Source organism: Corynebacterium vitaeruminis DSM 20294 (assembly GCF_000550805.1).
Taxonomy (GTDB): domain Bacteria; phylum Actinomycetota; class Actinomycetes; order Mycobacteriales; family Mycobacteriaceae; genus Corynebacterium; species Corynebacterium vitaeruminis.
Window position 1 is genome coordinate 2470417 of sequence record NZ_CP004353.1, and the last position, 18226, is coordinate 2488642.

The following is an 18226-nucleotide window of genomic DNA, read 5'->3' on the forward strand; positions in this document are numbered from 1 at the left end:
AGCACACAAACTCTCAGGGGAAAGTGTACCCCTCTAGCACCTTTTCCTTAAAGTATATTAAGTTTTTGCTGCCACGAGGAACGCCAGCAAACATAGAACGATTCTAAATCCTATCTTAATTACCGAAAAACGAACAACTATTTAGTTAGTTGAGATAACACCTATCTAATATAAGAATGTAGTCGACAATTCATTGCGCGCCAATACCAATAAGGTTAAAAGTTAAGACCTATGGACTGCTGGTAGCGGCTTTTTCCTCACAACTCCCGTGACCTACGCTTCAGTAGCAAACACTGTTTTCGATAGCAAAAACACCATCCCACCTATCAGATACCGTCCCATACCTGAGACGCACCGGTGACGAAACCACTTCCGGCCCGCGCTCAGGGGCCACCTCGCGCGCCTGAAGAATCGCCTCGCCCACTCCCCACGCAACCCCGGCGACGCCGCAAATGAACCTTAATCCTCTTCTTACAAAAGCCCAGCGCAATACGGCGAAACTAAGCAAACCGGGCGTCCGCCCAGCCGGTGTCGGGTGCACCCTCTAGGGTTTAAGGCATGGCAAAAAAGGTACGCAGCATCCACACGTGCTCGGAGTGCGGTTATTCCTCCCCCAAGTGGCTCGGCCGGTGCCCCGAGTGCGGCGCGTGGGGAAGCATGGAGGAAAAGCGGGCGGTTTCGGGCGGCGCAACAGCCGCGCAGGCCGCCCAAACGGGGGTAGCCCCGGTCGGGCTTACGCCCACCTCCCCGGCGCGGGCGATCACCGCGATCGACCCCACCGTCGCCACCGCCTGCACCACCGGCATCGGCGAGCTCGACCGGGTCCTAGGCAACGGCGTGGTCCCAGGTTCTGTCATCCTCTTGGCGGGCGAGCCGGGCGTGGGCAAGTCGACCCTGCTGCTGGAGGTGGCCAACCGGTGGACCCAGCAGAAGGAGGCGGATGGCACGGCCCGCACGGCGCTCTACATCACCGCCGAGGAGTCCGCGGGGCAGGTGCGCATGCGCGCCCAGCGCACGGGCGCGCTGCAGGAAACGCTCTACCTCGCCGCCGAGTCCAACCTGGATGTCGCCTTCGGGCACGTCGAGCAGCTAAAACCCAGCCTGCTTATCGTGGACTCCGTCCAGACCATGCACGCGGCCGGGGTGGAGGGCGTCGCGGGCGGCGTCGCCCAGTCCCGTGCCGTTACAGCCGCGCTGACCACCTTGGCCAAGACGAGCGGGATCCCGGTCCTCCTGGTCGGGCACGTCACCAAGGACGGCAACGTCGCAGGCCCCCGCGTGCTCGAGCACCTGGTGGACGTCGTGCTGCACTTCGAGGGCGACCGGCACTCGAGCCTGCGGATGCTGCGCGGCATCAAGAACCGCTTCGGGGCCACCGACGAGGTCGGCTGCTTCGAGCAGCAGTCGGACGGCATCAAGGAGGTGCCGGACCCCTCTGGGCTCTTCCTCTCCCACCGCGGCACCACGCCGGACGGCACGGCGGTGACGGTGGCCATGGACGGCGTGCGCCCCATTGTCGCGGAGGTGCAATCACTCGTGGTTCCTACTGAGTCGAAAAATCCCCGGCGCGCGGTGACGGGCCTCGACGTGCAGCGGGTGCCCATGGTGCTCGCGGTGCTCTCCGCGCGGGCGGGCAAGCGCACCCACAACCAGGAGGTCTACGTGGCCACCGTGGGCGGCATGAAGGTGGGCGAGCCCGCAACCGATCTCGCCGTCGCGCTGGCCACCGCGAGCGCGATGATGAAAAAACCGCTGCCGCCGAAGTCCGTCGTGCTCGGCGAGGTGGGGCTCGCGGGCGAGATCAGGCGGGTACCCAACGCCGAGCGCCGCGTGCAGGAGGCCGCGCGGCTGGGATACACGCGGGCCTTTGTCCCGGCGGGATCGGGCATCAGCCGCATCGAGGGCATCGCGGTCACGGAGGTCGCCGACATCAACGACGCCCTCGTGGCCACGCTCAAGGCATGAAAACGGCCCCTCTATGAAAGAGGGGCCGGAAGGCGCGTGTCTACTTCAGCGTGAAGGTGGCGGGCTGGGAGGCGTTAATTCCCACGACGGTGTGGAGGTAGTAGTCGGCGGCGGGGACGGCCGGGCGCTGGGAGCACTGCTGGGGCGCGGAGGAGGTGCGCGACCACTTGGCCTGGAAGTAGATCTCCTCCCCCGCCTTGAGCACCTGCTCGCCGGTCTTCACGGCCGGGTTGCAGTCCACGTCGGACCAGACTCGCTGGTTGGTGGCCAGGTCGTAGACCTCGAAGCGCAGCGTCTCCTGGTCGAAGTTGATCGTGCAGTCCGCGGGGGCGTTGTTCTTCAGCGCCATGTAGAAGGTGGGCAGCTCGCCTGCCGCGTAGCTGGAGTGGTCGGTGCTCGCGGTCATGACCAGCTGGTCGAGCTGACACGCGACGCCTGCCGCCTGGGGCTCGGACGTCGTAGAGCTGTGCGCCGAGCTGGATTCCGCCGCGCTCGAGCTGGCGGAGGAGCTCGCATGGGAGGACGAGGTGGCCGACGAGGAGGTCGGCGTCGTCTCGGCCGCGGTGGTGGCCACGTCTGCGGCGTTGTCGCTGTTGTTCCCGCCGAGCGAGGACAGCAGCCACACGAGCAGCAGCACGACCACGACAAGCACGACCACCGCGGCTACCCGGCGTCGCTGGTAGTACACCTCGGGCAGGCGGTCACTGTTTCTATTCTGCACGCGTCGATCCACGCCTTAAGCCTAAAGGCATCTGGTGGCAGAAAAGGTCAAGCGCCGCGGTGTGTCTCCACCGCGGCGCTGCATGAGGCGCCTTTTGGGGGCGCTCGAAGTGGGGTTAGATCCCGATGGTCTTGACGGTCTCGACTGCGCCGTCGCTCAGGCGGTAGCGCGCGGCGACGAGCGCGGTCTTGCCCTCGTCGACGGCCTGCTTGATGGCCGGGGAGATCTGCAGGATCTTGGACACGGTGGCCGCCGCGTGGTGACGCTCGTAGTCGGCGTGCTCGGTGTGGCCGGCCACGCGGGCCTCGAGGATCGACGGGGCGATCTGCTCGACGAGCGTGCGCTGGTGCCCGCCGGGGACCTCCGCGCCGTCGAGGACGTCGGTGGCCGCGCCGACCGCGCCGCAGTTCTCGTGGCCGAGCACGACGAGCACGTCGACGCCCAGGCCGAGCACGGCGAACTCGAGGGAGCCCATGACGCCAGCGTCCACGACCTCGCCGGCGGTGCGGACGACGAAGAGGTCACCCAGGCCCTGGTCGAAGAGGATCTCAGCGGGAACGCGGGAGTCACCGCAGGTGAACACGCACGCCCGCGGGTACTGGCCGTGGGTCAAAGAGGCGCGGCGTTCGAGATCCTGGTTCGGTCGCTGCGGCTTGCCAGCGGCGAAACGCGCATTTCCCTCGAGGAGGGCTGCCCATACTTCCTTGGGGTAGTGAGATGTGTCAGCAGTCATACTTTCATTCTGGCACTTTCGCTGCTAGTTTTAACATTTTTGCACCGTCGCGCGGCCCGAAGGGTGTATGACTTCGGTGACACCGCACCATCGACGCGACACCCGCTCAGCACCGCAAACCTTCAGGGCATCCTACTTGATGAAAGACATTACCAAATACCGTTCTACCCCCGCGGAAAACGATCCAGACGTGGCCAGCCTCCTCATCGACTGGTACGAGGCCAACGGCCGCGACATCGCCTGGCGCCACCCGGGCACCAGCCCCTGGGGCGTGCTCCTGTCCGAGGTCATGAGCCAGCAGACGCCGGTCGTGCGGGTGGAGCCGGCATGGATCGCGTGGATGGATCGGTGGCCGACGCCCGCCGCCTTGGCGTCGGCAAGCAACGCGGACGTGCTGCGCGCGTGGGACAGGCTGGGCTATCCCCGGCGCGCGCTGCGCCTGAAGGAGTGCGCGCAGGCGATCGTCGAGGGGTACGGCGGGGAGGTGCCCTGCGACGTGGACGCGCTGCTGGCGCTGCCGGGGATCGGCGACTACACCGCGCGCGCCGTCGCCGCCTTCGCCTTCGGCCTGCGGGTGCCGGTGGTGGACACGAACGTCCGCCGCGTCTACGCGCGCCTCATGAAGGGACAGCTGCTTCCCGGCCCCGCGCGCAGGCAGGACCTCGCCGACGTCGCGGCGCTGCTCCCCGAACGCCGCGCGCCGGAGTTCTCCGTGGCGATCATGGAGCTGGGCGCTCTGGTGTGCACGACCAAGCCAGCCTGTTCTTCTTGCCCGCTTATCGACGTCTGTAGCTGGCAGCGCGCGGGCCGACCCGAACCGGCCGCGCACGAGATTGCCGCGGCGAAGAAGCGGGTGCAGAAGTTCGAGGGCACCGACCGCCAGGTGCGCGGCAAGATCATGCGGCTGCTCCGCGAGGCCCACTCCCCCGTGCCGCTGGCCCAGATCGACGCAGTCTGGGAGGACGCGGCCCAGCGCAGCCGCGCCCTGTTCTCGCTGGTCGAGGACGGGCTCGCGGTGCAGGTGGGCGAGCAGCACTTCGCGCTGCCGGACTAGTCACTACAATGGCGTTCGTTTAACATCCCTTCACTTTCCTTAGGAGGCAGACGGTGCGCTTTCTCAACGACGCCCAGGCTCCCTACGAGTTGACCTACTCCGACGTGTTCATGGTGCCCTCGCGCTCCGACATCGGATCGCGCATGTCGGTGGACCTGTCCACCCACGACGGATCGGGCACGACGATCCCGCTGGTCGTGGCCAACATGACCGCGGTGGCGGGCCGGCGCATGGCGGAGACCATCGCCCGCCGCGGCGGCATCGCCGTCCTGCCGCAGGACGTCCCCGCCGACATCGCGGCGGAGACGATCGCCAAGGTCAAAGCCGCCGACCTCGTCGCGGACACCCCGATCACGGTCAAGCCGCACCACACCGTGGGCTACGCCTCCAACCTGCTGCACAAGCGCGCCCACGGCGCGGCCATCGTCGTCGACGGCACCCGCCCGGTCGGGCTTATCACCGACGGCGACCTCGCGGACAACGACAACTTCACCCAGGTGGGCACGCTCATGAGCTCCGACCTCATGACCCTGCCGGTGGGCATCGACCCGCAGGAGGCCTTCCGCCTGCTGCGCGCCTCCTCCCGCAAGCTCGCTCCGGTCATCGACGCCGAGGGCAACCTCGCGGGCATCATGACCCGCCGCGGGGCGCTGCGCGCCACCGTGTACACGCCCGCCACCGACGGCGAGGGCCGCCTGCGCGTGGGCGCGGCGATCGGCATCAACGGCGACGTCGCAGGCCGCGCCCGCACGCTCGTCGAGGCGGGCGCGGACGTCCTGGTCGTGGACACCGCCCACGGCCACCAGCTGTCCACCCTGCGCGCCATCGAGGCCGTGCGGGCGGTGGGCGCGGACGTGCCGATCGTGGCGGGCAACGTCGTCTCCGCCACGGGCGTGCGAGACCTCGTCAACGCGGGCGCGGACATCGTCAAGGTGGGTGTGGGCCCGGGTGCCATGTGCACCACCCGCATGCAGACCGGCGTGGGCCGCCCGCAGTTCTCCGCGGTGCTCGAGTGCTCCGCCGCCGCCCGGGAGCTGGGCGCGCATGTGTGGGCCGACGGCGGCGTGCGCGACCCGCGCGACGTGGCCCTCGCGCTCGCCGCCGGCGCCTCCAACGTGATGATCGGGTCCTGGTTCGCGGGCACCTTCGAGTCCCCCGGCGACCTCAAGGTCGACGGCGACGGCCGCTTCTACAAGGAGTCCTTCGGCATGGCCTCGCGCCGCGCGGTGAAGAATCGCAACGCCGACGTGGAGGCCTTCGAGCGCGCCCGCCGCGAGATGTTCGAGGAGGGCATCTCCACCTCCCGCATCTACCTGGACGAGAAGGACGGCGGCGTGGAGTACCTGATCGACCGGATCACCTTCGGCATACGCTCCTCCTTCACCTACGCGGGCGCGGCGTCGATCGAGGAGTTCCAGGACAAGGCAATCGTGGGCATCCAGTCAGCGGCGGGCTTTGCCGAGGGCATGCCGCGCGCGACGAATCGTTAGGTCCGGGGCGGTACGCCGTCGACAAGCTGCTTATCGAAGTCGATGAGCTTGCCGAGCGCCCAATCGCGGTCGGTGAGCATGCGCGACATGACCAGCCCCATCGAGATCGCGAGCACCGTCATGGCCGCCGTGGCGGTGTTGCTGAGCGCGTCGTTCATGTTTCCGGCGTTGAGGTAGTAGACGGCGCGGAACATCGACGTGCCCGGGATCAGGATGACGGCGGCGGGCACCGTGGTGGTCACGCGCGGCAGGTCTGCCTTCTTTGCCGCCACCGCCCCGATGAGGCCGATGACCATGCCCGCGCAAAACGCGGCGAAGTAGCCGTTGGCGTCGAGCTCCAAAAGGAGCATGCGCAGCGTGTTCGCCACCGTGCCGATGCTCGCCGCGACCACCACCATGCGGCGCGAGGAGTTGAACAGGAACGCGAAGCCCGCGATGCCGAGGAAGCTGGCCACGGCGGCTAGGGCCAACCACGCGGGGTCGATGGAGCCCGAGGGAACCGCCACCGGCTGCGGGTTGAGCCCGGTCGCGCCGCTGACGAGCGCCACGGAGAAGGTGGCCGCGAAGATGACCACGAGCGCGTAGGCCAGGCGCGCGAGCCCCGCGTCGAAGTCGAAGCGGCCCAGGTCGATCATGGCGCTAAACAGCGGGAAGCCGGGCACGAGGAACAGCACCGCCGCGACGTATCCGGCCGTGAGCGAGCCGATGCCGGGAAAGCCCAGCGGGACGAGCCCCGCCGCGAGCAGGTAGAAGACGAGCGAGGCCACCATCCCGGAGGCCACGACCCCGCCGAGCTGGTGGACGTGGTGGCTGGCGAGCACGGAGCGCACCCACTGGCCCGAGCCCGCGGCGACGGCGACGAGCGCGACCTCGGGGAGGGTGAAGTGGTTGAGCACCGCGAAGGCGGCGCAGGCGACCGCCGCGGCGCACACGAGGATGAGCCTAGACCAGCGGCGGCGCACGGTGGACTCGATTCGGTCGAGCTCCGCGTTGAGCTCCGCGGCGTCGATCTTCCGGTCGAGGTTGTGGGTGAAGTTCTCCAGCGCCTCGATGCGGGAGGCGTCCACGGCGAGGTGGTTCTGCTGGCTGGCCACGGTGCGGAAGCGCTCGCCCTTGTGGAAGGTGCAGGTGATCTGGGTGACCCCCACCACCGCGTCGAGGTAGTCGAATCCCATCGCGCGGGCGGTTCTCTTCATGCCGCGGATGACGCGGTAGCCGCTGGTGCCCGCGCCCATGAGCATCATGCCCAGGCGGAGCACGGCGTCGGCCGCCACGCCCATTTCAAACTGTTCCCGTTCAGTCACAAACACAACCATAGTGCCCGAACGGAAACTGACAAGTGCCTGTTTGTGCCTACTTCCAGCGTCCGCGGAAGTTGAGGCCGCCCGGAAGCTTGACGTAGATGCCGCCGCGGCTGTTGAAGGTCACGGGCCCTACCTTGGTGCTTGCGGACACACCCGAGCCGGAGACATTGATCCAGCTGTTCTTGCCGAGCTTCTGGCGCTTGCGGAAGGTAATTCCCATCACTGTCTCCTTAATTACTTTCTTGAAATTCGGGGAACTCCCTTAGTCTACTGCGCGGGCGGTGGCCGTGGGGCAGCTTGCGGAGGCTTGCGGAGGCTTGCGGAGGCCCAGAACAGCACAGAAGGCCGGCTCCCTAGGGTATTTCCTAGGGAGCCGGCCTTCTGGCCTTGCTACGCGCCGCTACTCGGCGCGGTGGGCGCCGCCAGCCTCCTCGGGCAGGCCGTCGGTGTCGAGCAACTCCGGTACCTCGACGCTGTCGGCCGCGTCGATCACGGCCTGCTGGGCGTCGATGACCGCGTTCTCGGCGGACTCCAAGTGCGCACCCGGCTTCGGGCGCGGCGTGAAGGTGAACTGCGCCTTGTCGGTGTCCTTGGACTCGCCGTCCCAGCCCTCGACATCCACGGTGACGATCTCGCCAGCCGCGACCTCGCCGAAGAGGATCTTCTCGGACAGGGCGTCCTCGATCTCGCGCTGGATGGTGCGGCGCAGCGGGCGCGCGCCGAGCACCGGGTCGAAGCCGCGCTTGGCCAGCAGGTTCTTGGCCTTCTCGGTCAGCTCGATGTCCATGTCCTTGGCCTTGAGCGCCTTGGCCACGCGACCGACCAGCAGGTCGACCATCTCGACGATCTGCTCCTGGGTGAGCTGGTGGAAGACCACGATGTCGTCGATGCGGTTCAGGAACTCCGGGCGGAAGTGCTTCTTCAGCTCGTCATTGACCTTCTGCTTCATGCGCTCGTACTGGCCCTCGGCGTCGGACTCGCCGACGCTGGAGAAGCCCATGCCCACGGCCTTGGAGATGTCCTGGGTACCGAGGTTCGAGGTGAAGATCAGCACGGTGTTCTTGAAGTCCACCACGCGGCCCTGGCCGTCGGTCAGGCGACCATCCTCGAGGACCTGCAGCAAGGTGTTGTAGATCTCCTTGTGCGCCTTCTCGATCTCGTCGAAAAGCACGACGGAGAACGGCTTGCGGCGGACCTTCTCGGTGAGCTGGCCGCCCTCCTCGTAGCCGACGTACCCCGGAGGGGCACCGAAGAGGCGGGAGGCGGTGAAGCGGTCGTGGAACTCGCCCATGTCGATCTGGATGAGCGCGTCGTCCTCGCCGAAGAGGAACTCGGCGAGCGCCTTGGACAGCTCGGTCTTACCGACGCCGGACGGGCCAGCGAAGATGAACGAACCGGACGGGCGGCGCGGATCCTTCAGGCCCGCGCGGGTGCGGCGGATGGCGCGGGAGACGGACTTGACCGCGTCGTCCTGGCCGATGATGCGCTTGTGCAGCTCGTCTTCCATGTGGAGCAGCCGCGAAGACTCCTCCTCGGTGAGCTTGAACACCGGGATGCCGGTCCAGCTGGCCAGCACCTCAGCGATCTGCTCCTCGCCGACCTCGGCGATCTCCTCGAGCTCGCCCGAGCGCCACTGCTTCTCCTTCTCCGCGCGCTCCTCGCCGAGCTGGCGCTCCTTGTCGCGCAGGCCCGCTGCCTTCTCGAAGTCCTGGGCGTCGATGGCGGCCTCCTTCTGGCGGCGCACCTCGGCGATGCGGTCGTCGACCTCGCGGATGGAGGCGGGCGCGGTCATGCGCTTGATGCGCATGCGGGCACCGGCCTCGTCGATGAGGTCCACGGCCTTATCCGGCAGGAAGCGGTCGTTGATGTAGCGATCCGACAGCTGTGCGGCCGCGGCCAGCGCGCCGTCGGTGATGGACACGCGGTGGTGCGCCTCGTAGCGGTCGCGCAGGCCCTTGAGGATCTCGATGGTCATCTCGACGGACGGCTCCGGGACCTGCACCGGCTGGAAGCGGCGCTCGAGGGCCGCGTCCTTCTCGATGTGCTTGCGGTACTCGTCCAGGGTGGTGGCGCCGATGGTCTGCAGCTCGCCGCGGGCCAGCTTGGGCTTGAGCAGGGAGGCCGCGTCGATGGCGCCCTCGGCGGCACCCGCGCCGACCAGGGTGTGGATCTCGTCGATGAACAGGATGATGTCGCCGCGCTGGTTGATCTCCTTGAGCACCTTCTTCAGGCGCTCCTCGAAGTCACCGCGGTAGCGGGAGCCCGCGACCAGGGAACCCAGGTCGAGGGAGTAGAGCTGCTTGTCCTTCAGCGTCTCCGGGACCTTGCCGTTGACGATGTCGAGCGCGAGACCCTCCACCACGGCGGTCTTACCAACGCCGGGCTCGCCGATGAGCACCGGGTTGTTCTTGGTGCGGCGGGAGAGCACCTGCATGATGCGCTCGATCTCCTTGTCGCGGCCGACGACCGGATCCAGCTTGCCCTCCTTGGCCGCCTGGGTCAGGTTGCGGCCGAACTGGTCGAGCACCAGCGAGTTGGAGCGCTCGCCCGCGTTGCCGGAGCGGCCGCCGGTGGTGCGGCCAGCGCCGGTGCCAGCGCCCGCGAGGTTCTCGCCGCCCTCGTTCTCCGGGCTGTTCTGCCCGCCCTCGTAACCGGAGAGCAGCTGAATAACCTGCTGGCGCACGCGCGGCAGATCCGCGCCGAGCTTGACCAGCACCTGGGCGGCCACGCCGTCGCCCTCACGGATGAGGCCGAGCAGCAGGAACTCGGTGCCGATGTACTTGTGGCCCATCTGCAGCCCCTCGCGCAGCGAGAGCTCCAGGACCTTCTTGGCCCGCGGGGTAAAAGGAATGTGGCCGACCGGCGGCTCGGCGCCGTGGCCGATGATCTCCTCGACCTCCTGGCGCACGGCCTCCAGGGAGATGCCCATGGACTCCAGCGCCTTGGCGGCAACACCCTCACCCTCGTGGATGAGGCCGAGCAGGATGTGCTCGGTGCCAATGTAATTGTGGTTAAGACCTCGCGCCTCTTCCTGCGCGAGCACGATGACGCGACGTGCGCGATCGGTAAACCGCTCGAACATGCCTTCTTCCCCTTACTGTCTACTTTTGTTTAGTGTCACCCACTCTAACGCGCCCACGCGACATTTCCTTGCACTCCGGGAAATTGAGTGCCAGACGCCCGCTCAGATTTCCGCATTTACGCAGGTAAATAGCATCTTTTCGCCCTGTACGCCGGTAGCGAACACGTGCGGTTCTCGCCGCTTCAGGTGGCTTCTTGCTTGTCGACGTTCAGCCTTCGGCGGGCATGCCAAAGCCCCCGGCGGATCGTCGTCTTCCGGGGGCTTGGAAAGTAAGGGGCCTAGTTCTCGGGCTTGACCATCGGGAACAGCACGGTCTCGCGGATGCCGAGACCCGTGAGCGCCATGAGCAGGCGGTCGATGCCCATGCCGCAGCCGGCCGTCGGCGGCATGCCCTGCTCCATCGCGGCGAGGAAGTCCTCGTCGAGCACCATGGCCTCGTCGTCGCCGCCGGCGGCAAGTCGGGCCTGGTCCTCGAAGCGCTCGCGCTGGATGATCGGGTCGACCAGCTCGGAGTAGCCGGTGGCCAGCTCGAAGCCGCGCACGTAGAGGTCCCACTTCTCGGTCACGCCCGGCAGAGAGCGGTGCTGGCGGGTCAGCGGCGAGGTCTCCACGGGGAAGTTCTTGACGAAGATCGGACCGTAGAGCTGGTCCTCGCAGAGTACCTCCCAGATCTCCTCGACGAGCTTGCCGTGGCCCCAGCCGCCCTTCTCCGGAACCTCCAGGCCCACCACCTTGGCGAGCGCCTTGAGCTCCTCGACGGTGGAGTCGATGGTGACCTCGGGCTGGCCGGGGAACTTGCGGGCCAGCGCCTCGTTGAGGGAGGGGTACATCTCGATAACCTTCCATTCCCCGCCGAGGTCGTACTCTGTGCCGTCGGCAAGCGTCACCGTCGTGGAACCGAAGACCTCCATGGCGACGTTCTGGATCAGGTTCTTGATGGTGCGCGCGCCGTCCTCGTAGGTGCCCCACGCCTGGTAGGTCTCGAGCATGGCGAACTCCGGCGAGTGTGAGGAGTCCACACCTTCGTTGCGGAAGTTGCGGTTGACCTCGAAGACGCGCTCGATGCCGCCGACCACGCAGCGCTTGAGGTAGAGCTCGGGCGCGATGCGCAGGTAGAGGTCGATGTCGAGGGCGTTGGAGTGGGTGATGAACGGGCGTGCCGCGGCGCCGCCGTGCAGGGTCTGCAGCATCGGGGTCTCGACCTCGAGGAAGCCCTGAGATTCGAGGTAGTTGCGCAGCGCGCGCATGACCTTGATGCGGGTGAGCGCGTTGGTGCGGGCCTGCTCGCGCATGATGAGGTCGGTGTAGCGGTGACGAACGCGGGAGTCCTCGCTCATGTCGGCGAACGCGACCGGCAGCGGGCGGATCGCCTTGGACGCCATGTGCCAGGTCGTGGCCATGATCGACAGCTCGCCGCGGCGGGAGGAGACGACGCGGCCGCGGATGGAGACGATGTCGCCCAGGTCGACGTCGGCCTTCCACGCGGCGAGCTGTTCCTCGCCGACCTCGGCCAACGAGAGCATGGCCTGGATCTGGGTGCCGTTGCCCTCCTGCAGCGCGGCGAAGCAGAGCTTGCCGGTGTTGCGCACGAACAGCACGCGGCCGGCGACGGCAACCTCGACGTCGGTCTCCTCGCCCGGGGTCAGGTAGGTAACGCCTTCCGCCGGGTCCTCCGGCTTCTCGGCGACCGCCTCGAACTTCTGACGCAAATCGGTGATGCTGATGGTGCGGTCGACCACAACCGGGTACGCCTCGCCGCCGTTGTCGATCAGGCGCTGGCGCTTCTCACGGCGGATGCGGAGCTGCTCAGGTACATCATTTGCTGGGGTCTTGTTTGCGTCAGTCACGGCTATCAAGGGTAGTCGATGCCAGCGCGATTGAGTAACACAAGGCCTGCATTTGCTTTTCGACGTCCTGCCTTTGCTTTTACCCCTCTCCCGAAGGGTAGGAAACAGTAGACTGGGAACCATGACAAACGCCAGCACAGTCACAGTTTGCGGCGAGGGTCTGGTCGACCTCGTCCCCACCGCCGCGGGCGGCCTGAGCCCGCTGGTTCCCGCCCTCGGCGGCGGCCCTTTCAACGCGGCCATCGCGGCCTCCCGCCTGGGTGCGCCGGTGAAGTTCCTCTCCCGGCTGTCCACCGACGGCTTCGGCTACGAGCTGGTCTCCCGGCTCGAGGCCGAGGGCGTGGACACCGCGCTCGTGCAGCGCGGCCCCGAGCCCACCACGCTCGCGCTCACTTCCATCGGCGCAGACGGCTCCGCCAGCTACACCTTTTATATCGAGGGCACGGCGGACCGGATGGTCCAGCCGCCGGAATCGATCGAGACCGACATCGCCTGCTTCGGCACGGTGTCCCTGGCGCTCGACCCCGGCGCGAGCCGCTACGGGGAGCTGCTCCACCGGCTGTCGGCCGCCGGGACCTTCATCGCCCTGGACCCGAACATCCGTCCCTTCTACGCCAACGACGCGCACAAGGCCTTCCTCGAGTCCCTGTATCCCTCCGTCGACCTGCTCAAGCTGTCCGATGAGGAAGAGGAGTTCCTCGACTCCCCCACCGCCCCGATCAAGGTGATCACCCGCGGCGGCGACGGGGTCTCCATCATCGTCGACGGCAAGGACCCGATCGAGGTGCCGGGCAGGAAGATCACCGTGGCCGACACCATCGGCGCGGGCGACACCGTCATGGGCGCGCTGCTCGCACAGATCGCCCGACGCACGGGCGGCCAGGACGTGCGCGCCGCAGTGGCCGCCTTCAGCGCCGATGACTGGGCCGAGATCGGCGCGTTTGCCGTCACCGCCGCGGGCATTACCTGCTCGCGCGTGGGGGCCCAGCCTCCGACGGCGGCGGAGGTAGCCGAGTTCTAGAACCGCGAGAGCGCGTCCGCGAGGGAGGCGACCAGCTCCTCGCGCCACCAGGCGAGGTCGTGACCGCCGTCGATCAGCCGCACGCTGTTGCGCCAGCCGATCGAATGCATCTCTCTGCTCAGCGAGAGGACGTGGGCGACGCTGTGACCTTCACGCAGGCCGACCGAGAGGTAGGCCTGCGGTAGCTGTTCGCCGTCGTCGAGGGTCTCGATGACCTCCTCGACCAGCCACGGCTGGATCTGCGCGGCGAGATCGTTTGGGCTGGCGTCGTGCGCAGGCGTCCACCACAGCGAGGGCGAGGTGGCGATGAGCGCGCGGAACCGCTCGGGCTCCTGGGTACCGATGACCAACGCCACGAGCCCGCCGAGGCTCTGGCCCGCGAGGATCTCGCCCGACGGCGCCGCGACGCAATGGCGTTCCTCCAGCCTTTCGCCCGCCCAGGCCCGAAGGGGATGCAGTACCTCGTCGACCAGGTTCCTCCCGGGATCGAGGATGTTCCTTCGCTGCTCGGTCGAGCGGAAGCCGACCCCGACGACGGCGCAGGCGGGCAGCAACCCGGTCGAGATGGCGCGCTCCAGCGCGGATGCTAGGTGCATCTGATCGAACCAGACGTCGGCATCGAAGAGGATGACCAGGGGTAGCTCCCCCTTCGCCCCGGCCGGGGCGTAGAAGTAGCCTTCGAGTTCATGCGGCCCGATGACGCCCCTGCCGAATGAAGCCTCAGTTTCCGCTAGACATTCCCACGCCACGCCCACATGCGCCCGCGCGCCGAGGAGCAGGCTGGTTCCCAGCGGCGAGCCAGCCTCGCCGACGAGCCGTCCGCCGCGCGCGTGGGGATCCGCGAGGTGCGGCCCCGTCGCCCGGCGAAAGCAGTAGGAGGCCATGAGGTCCGGCGGCACGGTGACGGTCTTGGCCCAGTAGGGCAGGCCCTCGGCCTGCAGCATCACGCCGTGCCGATGGCGCTCCTTATCGGTGAGCCGGTTGATCCACAGGTGCACGGGTTCGTGCGATTCAAAGAGGAACGTCATACGCCGTGAGCCGGGATCCGCAAGCGGCGTCCCCGCGGACACGAGCTCGCTCCAGGTGCGTGCGGGGTCGGCAGCCCTCTCGAGGAGGGCCGCTACCTCGTGATCTTCGTAGAATCGGTCGGCCACCGCTCGGGAGTGATCGCCTTGAGGCACGTTCATGTCCTTTCGTAACCGTCGCGCGGGAGGCCGCGCGTTCAATTCCAAACACTTTAGGGTAGCCTTTCCTAGCCATTTACATGGGGTGGGATTAACTCAAAGTTCATGTAGGGGTCCCTTGCCCGCCATGTGGCGACCGTAGGTTCTCTTTTCGTCGTAAAGCGACGCAAACCTCACCTTTATCTCTCGCAAAGGCCCAAAAATCCATGATCGGCAAGAACCTGCTTAACCTGTTCGCTTCCTCGCGATCCACCACCACCTGCACCTACAAATGCGGCAACGCCTGCTTCGGTGAGGACGAGAACAGCTCCTCCAACCTCTACTTCGGCGAGATCTCCCGCCGCAGCGCGCTCAAGGCGGGCGGGCTGACCGTCCTCGCCGTCGGCACCGGAACCGCCATGGCGCGCGGCACCGCCGCCGCTCAGGGGCTCAGCTCCTCCTCGAGCATGTTCGGTTCCTCCGGATCCTCCACCGGCGGCGCGACCGACGGCGCTTACCAGGGCATGCAGTTCGACGCCGTCGAGCCGAACAAGGAGGACGCTATCGTCGCCCCCGCGGGGTATGCCTCCTCCGTGCTCATCGCCTGGGGCGACCCGGTCATCGAGGGCGCACCGGAGTTCGACTTCGACAACCAGACCCCCGAGGCCGCTGAGCAGCAGTTCGGCTTCAACAACGACTTCGCGGGCCTCATCGAGCACCCCTCCGACCCCAGCCGCATGCTGTACATGTGCTCCCACGAGTACACCACCGAGCCGATGATGTTCCACGGCTACGACGCAGCCAGCCCGACCCTCGAGCAGTTCAAGATCGGCCTCGCCGCGCACGGACACACGATCCTCGAGGTCTCCAAGGTTCCGGGCTCCGGCGACCTGAAGCGCGAGTTCGGCCCGCTCAACCGCCGCATCACCGCGTCCACCCCGTTCGAGCTCCGCGGACCCGTCGCTGGCTCCACCTACGCCAAGACCGACACCGACCCCGCGGGTACGACCGTGCTCGGCACCCTCAACAACTGCTCCGGCGGCGTCACCCCGTGGGGCACCATGCTCTCCGGCGAGGAGAACGTCGATCAGTACTTCGGCAACGCCGAGTTGCTTTCCGACGCTGACGTGAAAGACAAGCTCAAGCGCTATGGAATCGCCGGCGGCGAGACCCAGCGCAAGTGGGAGCGCTTCGATTCCCGCTTCGACGCCTCGCTGACCCCGAACGAGCCGAACCGCTTCGGCTACGTCGTGGAGATCAACCCCTTCGATCCCACCTCCACCCCGGTCAAGCACACCTCCATGGGCCGCTTCAAGCACGAGGCCGGCAACATCTACGTCACCGGCGACGGCACCGTGGTCTGCTACTCCGGCGACGACTCCCGCTTCGAGTACCTGTACAAGTTCGTCTCCACCCGCAAGATGATCCCGGGCGACATGGACAACAACATGCGCATCCTCGACGAGGGAACCCTCTACGTGGCCAAGCTCGAGGGCAACTCGCCCGCCTCCGAGATCGACGGCTCCGGCCAGCTTCCCTCTGACGGCGCCTTCGACGGCACCGGCACCTGGATCCCGCTGGTCACCGTTCCCGAGCACGGCCCCGCCGTCTCGCACGTCGACGGCATGGACGCCGTCGAGGTCTGCGTGTACACCCGCCTGGCCGGCGACAAGGTCGGCGCCACCAAGATGGACCGCCCCGAGGACGTCCAGGCCAACCCGAAGAACGGCAAGGTCTACGCCGCGCTGACCAACAACTCCTACCGCGGCGCCGCCGGCAAGGACGACGTCGACGAGTCCGCGCCGATCCGCGAGAACAAGAACGGCCTCGTCCTCGAGATGGACGACGACCACGCGGGCACCGCCTTCACCTGGAACCTGCTGCTGGTCTGCGGCGACCCGAACATGGCCTACTCCTACTTCGGCGGCTTCGACAAGACCAAGGTCTCGCCGATCTCCTGCCCGGACAACGTGGCCTTCGACTCCTTCGGCAACCTGTGGATCTCCACCGACGGCAACGCACTGAAGAGCAACGACGGCCTCTACGCCGTCGCCGTCGAGGGCGACCGTCGCGGCGAGGTCAAGTGCTTCCTCACCGTCCCTGCCGGTGCCGAGACCTGCGGCCCGATCGTCACCGACGAGCGCGTCATGGTTAACGTCCAGCACCCGGGCGAGTCCGACAGCGCCACCGCCGAGGCTCCCACCTCCCACTGGCCCGACGGCGGCAGCTCCCAGCCCCGCCCGGCCGTCGTGGTGGTCTTCCCCGAAAACGGCGGCAAGGTCGGCATCGCCTAAAGATCCGGCGTTCGTGGGAGCCCCGGGCCTTGGTCGTCGCTAGTTCTCTTCGACGTTCTTGAAACCAATGCCGACGGGGACGCCCACGTTGTCGATGAGGCGCACGCCGCCGATCTCTGCCGCGACGAAGAGGCGCCCGTCCCCTTGGGCCGGGGCCTCCTCGAGCCCCAGTGAGCGCAGCTCGACGTACTCCGGGGTGATCCCGGCGGCGTCGAGGACCTGCCTACACGTGTCGAGGATCGCCTCCTTGCCGCCCTCCGCGGCGTGCGCCCCGGCGGTGAGCGCGGCGGACAGTACAAGCGCCTGCTCTCGGGCCTCGGGGGCCACCTCCGCGTTACGCAACGATATCGCCAGCCCATCGGGCATGCGCACCGTCGGCACCGAGTGCACGGTCACGGGGACGCGCAGATCGGTGACCATGCGCTGGACGCCCACGAGCAGTTCGTAGTCCTTCTCGCCGATCACCACGTCGCTGGGGGCGACGATGTGCAGCAGCGTGAGCAGCTCCGTGGCCGCCTGCGACAGCTCCCTGGCGGGTTCCATCCCGTGATCCGGGATCGTCACGATCGTGCGTGCCCCCTTCGGCCACAAGTCCTCGATGCGGTAGCTGAAGACCGCATCGACCTTCTCCTCGCGGAGGATCTCCAGCGAGTCCGGTTTCGCCTCTTCTAGCGATGCGATGACGACCGAGCCAGGGATCCGCTTCGCCGCCCTGATGAGTGCGCGGTGGCCTGCGTGAACCCCGCCGCCGAGCGGAACGAAGACCACCGGCTTGCCCTGCTTGCGAAACGCGCTGGCCACCATGCCAATCTGACGGGATTCCTCAAAGACTCGCGCGGTTCCAAATTTAAACGCCACTGCGTTACTCCTTGTCCATTCCTTCGTTCATCGCCCACCACTCCACGTCATGCGCGCGGTAGGCCTGCGCCATCCGCTTGGCTAGGTGGCGGAAGGTTTCCCGATCCGCTGGCTCCGGTATGACCTCCACACAGCGCTCGAGGGTTCCCACGTCCATCAATGCTCGAGACCCCGCCGCGTTGTCGACGATCTCCACCTGGGTTTCCGTATCCGTCACCGCTTGGTCCAGCAGCTGGTAGGCGATGATCTCGACCTGGTTCCGGAAACTCGCGAAGGCCACCCCGGCGACGAATTCCTGCAGCTTCGACTCCGGCACCGAAATCGACCTCAGCTGGCATTCCGCGAGCAGCAGCTCCCCCACCGTCGCCGTGACCTCGTCGCTAGCAGTGACCGACCACGCCTCATGCGTGGTCTCGATGCTGACGAAGCACAAGGCGCCCAGCTCCACCAGAGGGCGGAACACCTCCAGCGTGTAACGAGGGCACGAGTGCAAGAAGAGTTGTCCACGCTTTGCAAACACAGCAAGCTTCTCGACGAAAAACTCCATCTGCTCGGGCGACACACCCAAAACGACGAGCTGCGCCGACTCGATCTCCCTCGGCTCACTGGCCTGAAAGACCTCATGCCCCGCTTCTCGCAGCCGTTCGCTCAGCTCGCTGAAGCCGAACACGGCAATCCTCATGCGAGGCGCCTG

At 67.1% G+C, this 18226-nt stretch carries 14 protein-coding genes; 5 read left to right on the forward strand and 9 right to left on the reverse strand.

Annotation, left to right across the window (positions count from 1 at the left end):
* Positions 1-558: 558 nt before the first annotated feature.
* Positions 559-1965: a DNA repair protein RadA gene (gene radA / locus B843_RS11240; RefSeq protein WP_025253588.1), complete on the forward strand. Its 1407-nt coding sequence runs from the start codon at positions 559-561 to the stop codon at positions 1963-1965.
* A gap of 40 nt (positions 1966-2005) precedes the next feature.
* Here radA and B843_RS11245 read toward each other — a convergent pair whose 3' ends face one another.
* Both B843_RS11245 and B843_RS11250 read right to left on the reverse strand, forming a co-directional pair.
* Positions 2006-2698: a hypothetical protein gene (locus B843_RS11245; protein WP_025253589.1), complete on the reverse strand. Its 693-nt coding sequence runs from the start codon at positions 2696-2698 to the stop codon at positions 2006-2008.
* Between the two features lie 103 nt (positions 2699-2801).
* On the reverse strand, positions 2802-3419 hold the full coding sequence (locus tag B843_RS11250; RefSeq protein WP_025253590.1) for a carbonic anhydrase: 618 nt from the start codon (positions 3417-3419) through the stop codon (positions 2802-2804).
* 139 nt (positions 3420-3558) lie between these two features.
* Here B843_RS11250 and B843_RS11255 point away from each other — a divergent pair, with 139 nt between their 5' ends.
* Positions 3559-4473, forward strand: coding sequence for an HhH-GPD family protein (locus B843_RS11255; RefSeq protein ID WP_051483506.1), 915 nt, complete (start codon positions 3559-3561; stop codon positions 4471-4473).
* Between the two features lie 53 nt (positions 4474-4526).
* Complete coding sequence (locus tag B843_RS11260) at positions 4527-5963, forward strand: GuaB1 family IMP dehydrogenase-related protein (protein ID WP_025253592.1); 1437 nt, start codon at positions 4527-4529, stop codon at positions 5961-5963.
* Here B843_RS11260 and B843_RS11265 read toward each other — a convergent pair.
* From B843_RS11265 to lysS, 4 genes are all read right to left on the reverse strand, one after another.
* Positions 5960-7267, reverse strand: a complete 1308-nt coding sequence (locus tag B843_RS11265; protein ID WP_025253593.1) for a threonine/serine exporter family protein — start codon at positions 7265-7267, stop codon at positions 5960-5962. The two genes, B843_RS11260 and B843_RS11265, sit on opposite strands and share 4 nt — an antisense overlap.
* Before the next feature lie 49 nt (positions 7268-7316).
* A complete protein-coding gene (locus tag B843_RS13605) occupies positions 7317-7487 on the reverse strand; it encodes a DUF4236 domain-containing protein (protein ID WP_081751580.1) in 171 nt (56 codons plus the stop codon).
* Between the two features lie 180 nt (positions 7488-7667).
* Positions 7668-10349, reverse strand: a complete 2682-nt coding sequence (locus B843_RS11270; protein ID WP_025253594.1) for an ATP-dependent Clp protease ATP-binding subunit — start codon at positions 10347-10349, stop codon at positions 7668-7670.
* 278 nt (positions 10350-10627) lie between these two features.
* The gene (gene lysS / locus B843_RS11275; protein ID WP_025253595.1) at positions 10628-12196 is read right to left on the reverse strand and encodes a lysine--tRNA ligase; all 1569 of its coding nucleotides are present in this window, start codon (positions 12194-12196) and stop codon (positions 10628-10630) included.
* Positions 12197-12317: 121 nt separating this feature from the next.
* Between lysS and B843_RS11280 the strand changes: the two genes are divergently transcribed.
* The gene (locus B843_RS11280; RefSeq protein ID WP_025253596.1) at positions 12318-13217 is read left to right on the forward strand and encodes a carbohydrate kinase family protein; all 900 of its coding nucleotides are present in this window, start codon (positions 12318-12320) and stop codon (positions 13215-13217) included.
* Here the strand turns inward: B843_RS11280 and B843_RS11285 are convergent.
* The gene (locus tag B843_RS11285) at positions 13214-14404 is read right to left on the reverse strand and encodes an alpha/beta hydrolase (RefSeq protein WP_025253597.1); all 1191 of its coding nucleotides are present in this window, start codon (positions 14402-14404) and stop codon (positions 13214-13216) included. The genes B843_RS11280 and B843_RS11285 overlap by 4 nt on opposite strands.
* A 203-nt stretch (positions 14405-14607) precedes the next feature.
* On the opposite strand from B843_RS11285, the gene B843_RS11290 reads away from it, so the two are divergent.
* Entirely contained in the window at positions 14608-16674 is a 2067-nt protein-coding gene (locus B843_RS11290) for a PhoX family protein (RefSeq protein ID WP_025253598.1), read from the forward strand.
* A gap of 39 nt (positions 16675-16713) precedes the next feature.
* On the opposite strand, the gene B843_RS11295 is transcribed toward B843_RS11290, so the two are convergent.
* Together B843_RS11295 and B843_RS11300 are read right to left on the reverse strand one after the other, a co-directional pair.
* The gene (locus tag B843_RS11295; protein ID WP_025253599.1) at positions 16714-17532 is read right to left on the reverse strand and encodes a pantoate--beta-alanine ligase; all 819 of its coding nucleotides are present in this window, start codon (positions 17530-17532) and stop codon (positions 16714-16716) included.
* Positions 17533-17536: 4 nt separating this feature from the next.
* Positions 17537-18214 carry a 6PGD fold domain-containing protein gene (locus B843_RS11300; protein ID WP_025253600.1) on the reverse strand — a complete coding sequence of 226 codons (678 nt, stop codon included), beginning with the start codon at positions 18212-18214 and terminating at the stop codon, positions 17537-17539.
* Positions 18215-18226: the final 12 nt, after the last annotated feature.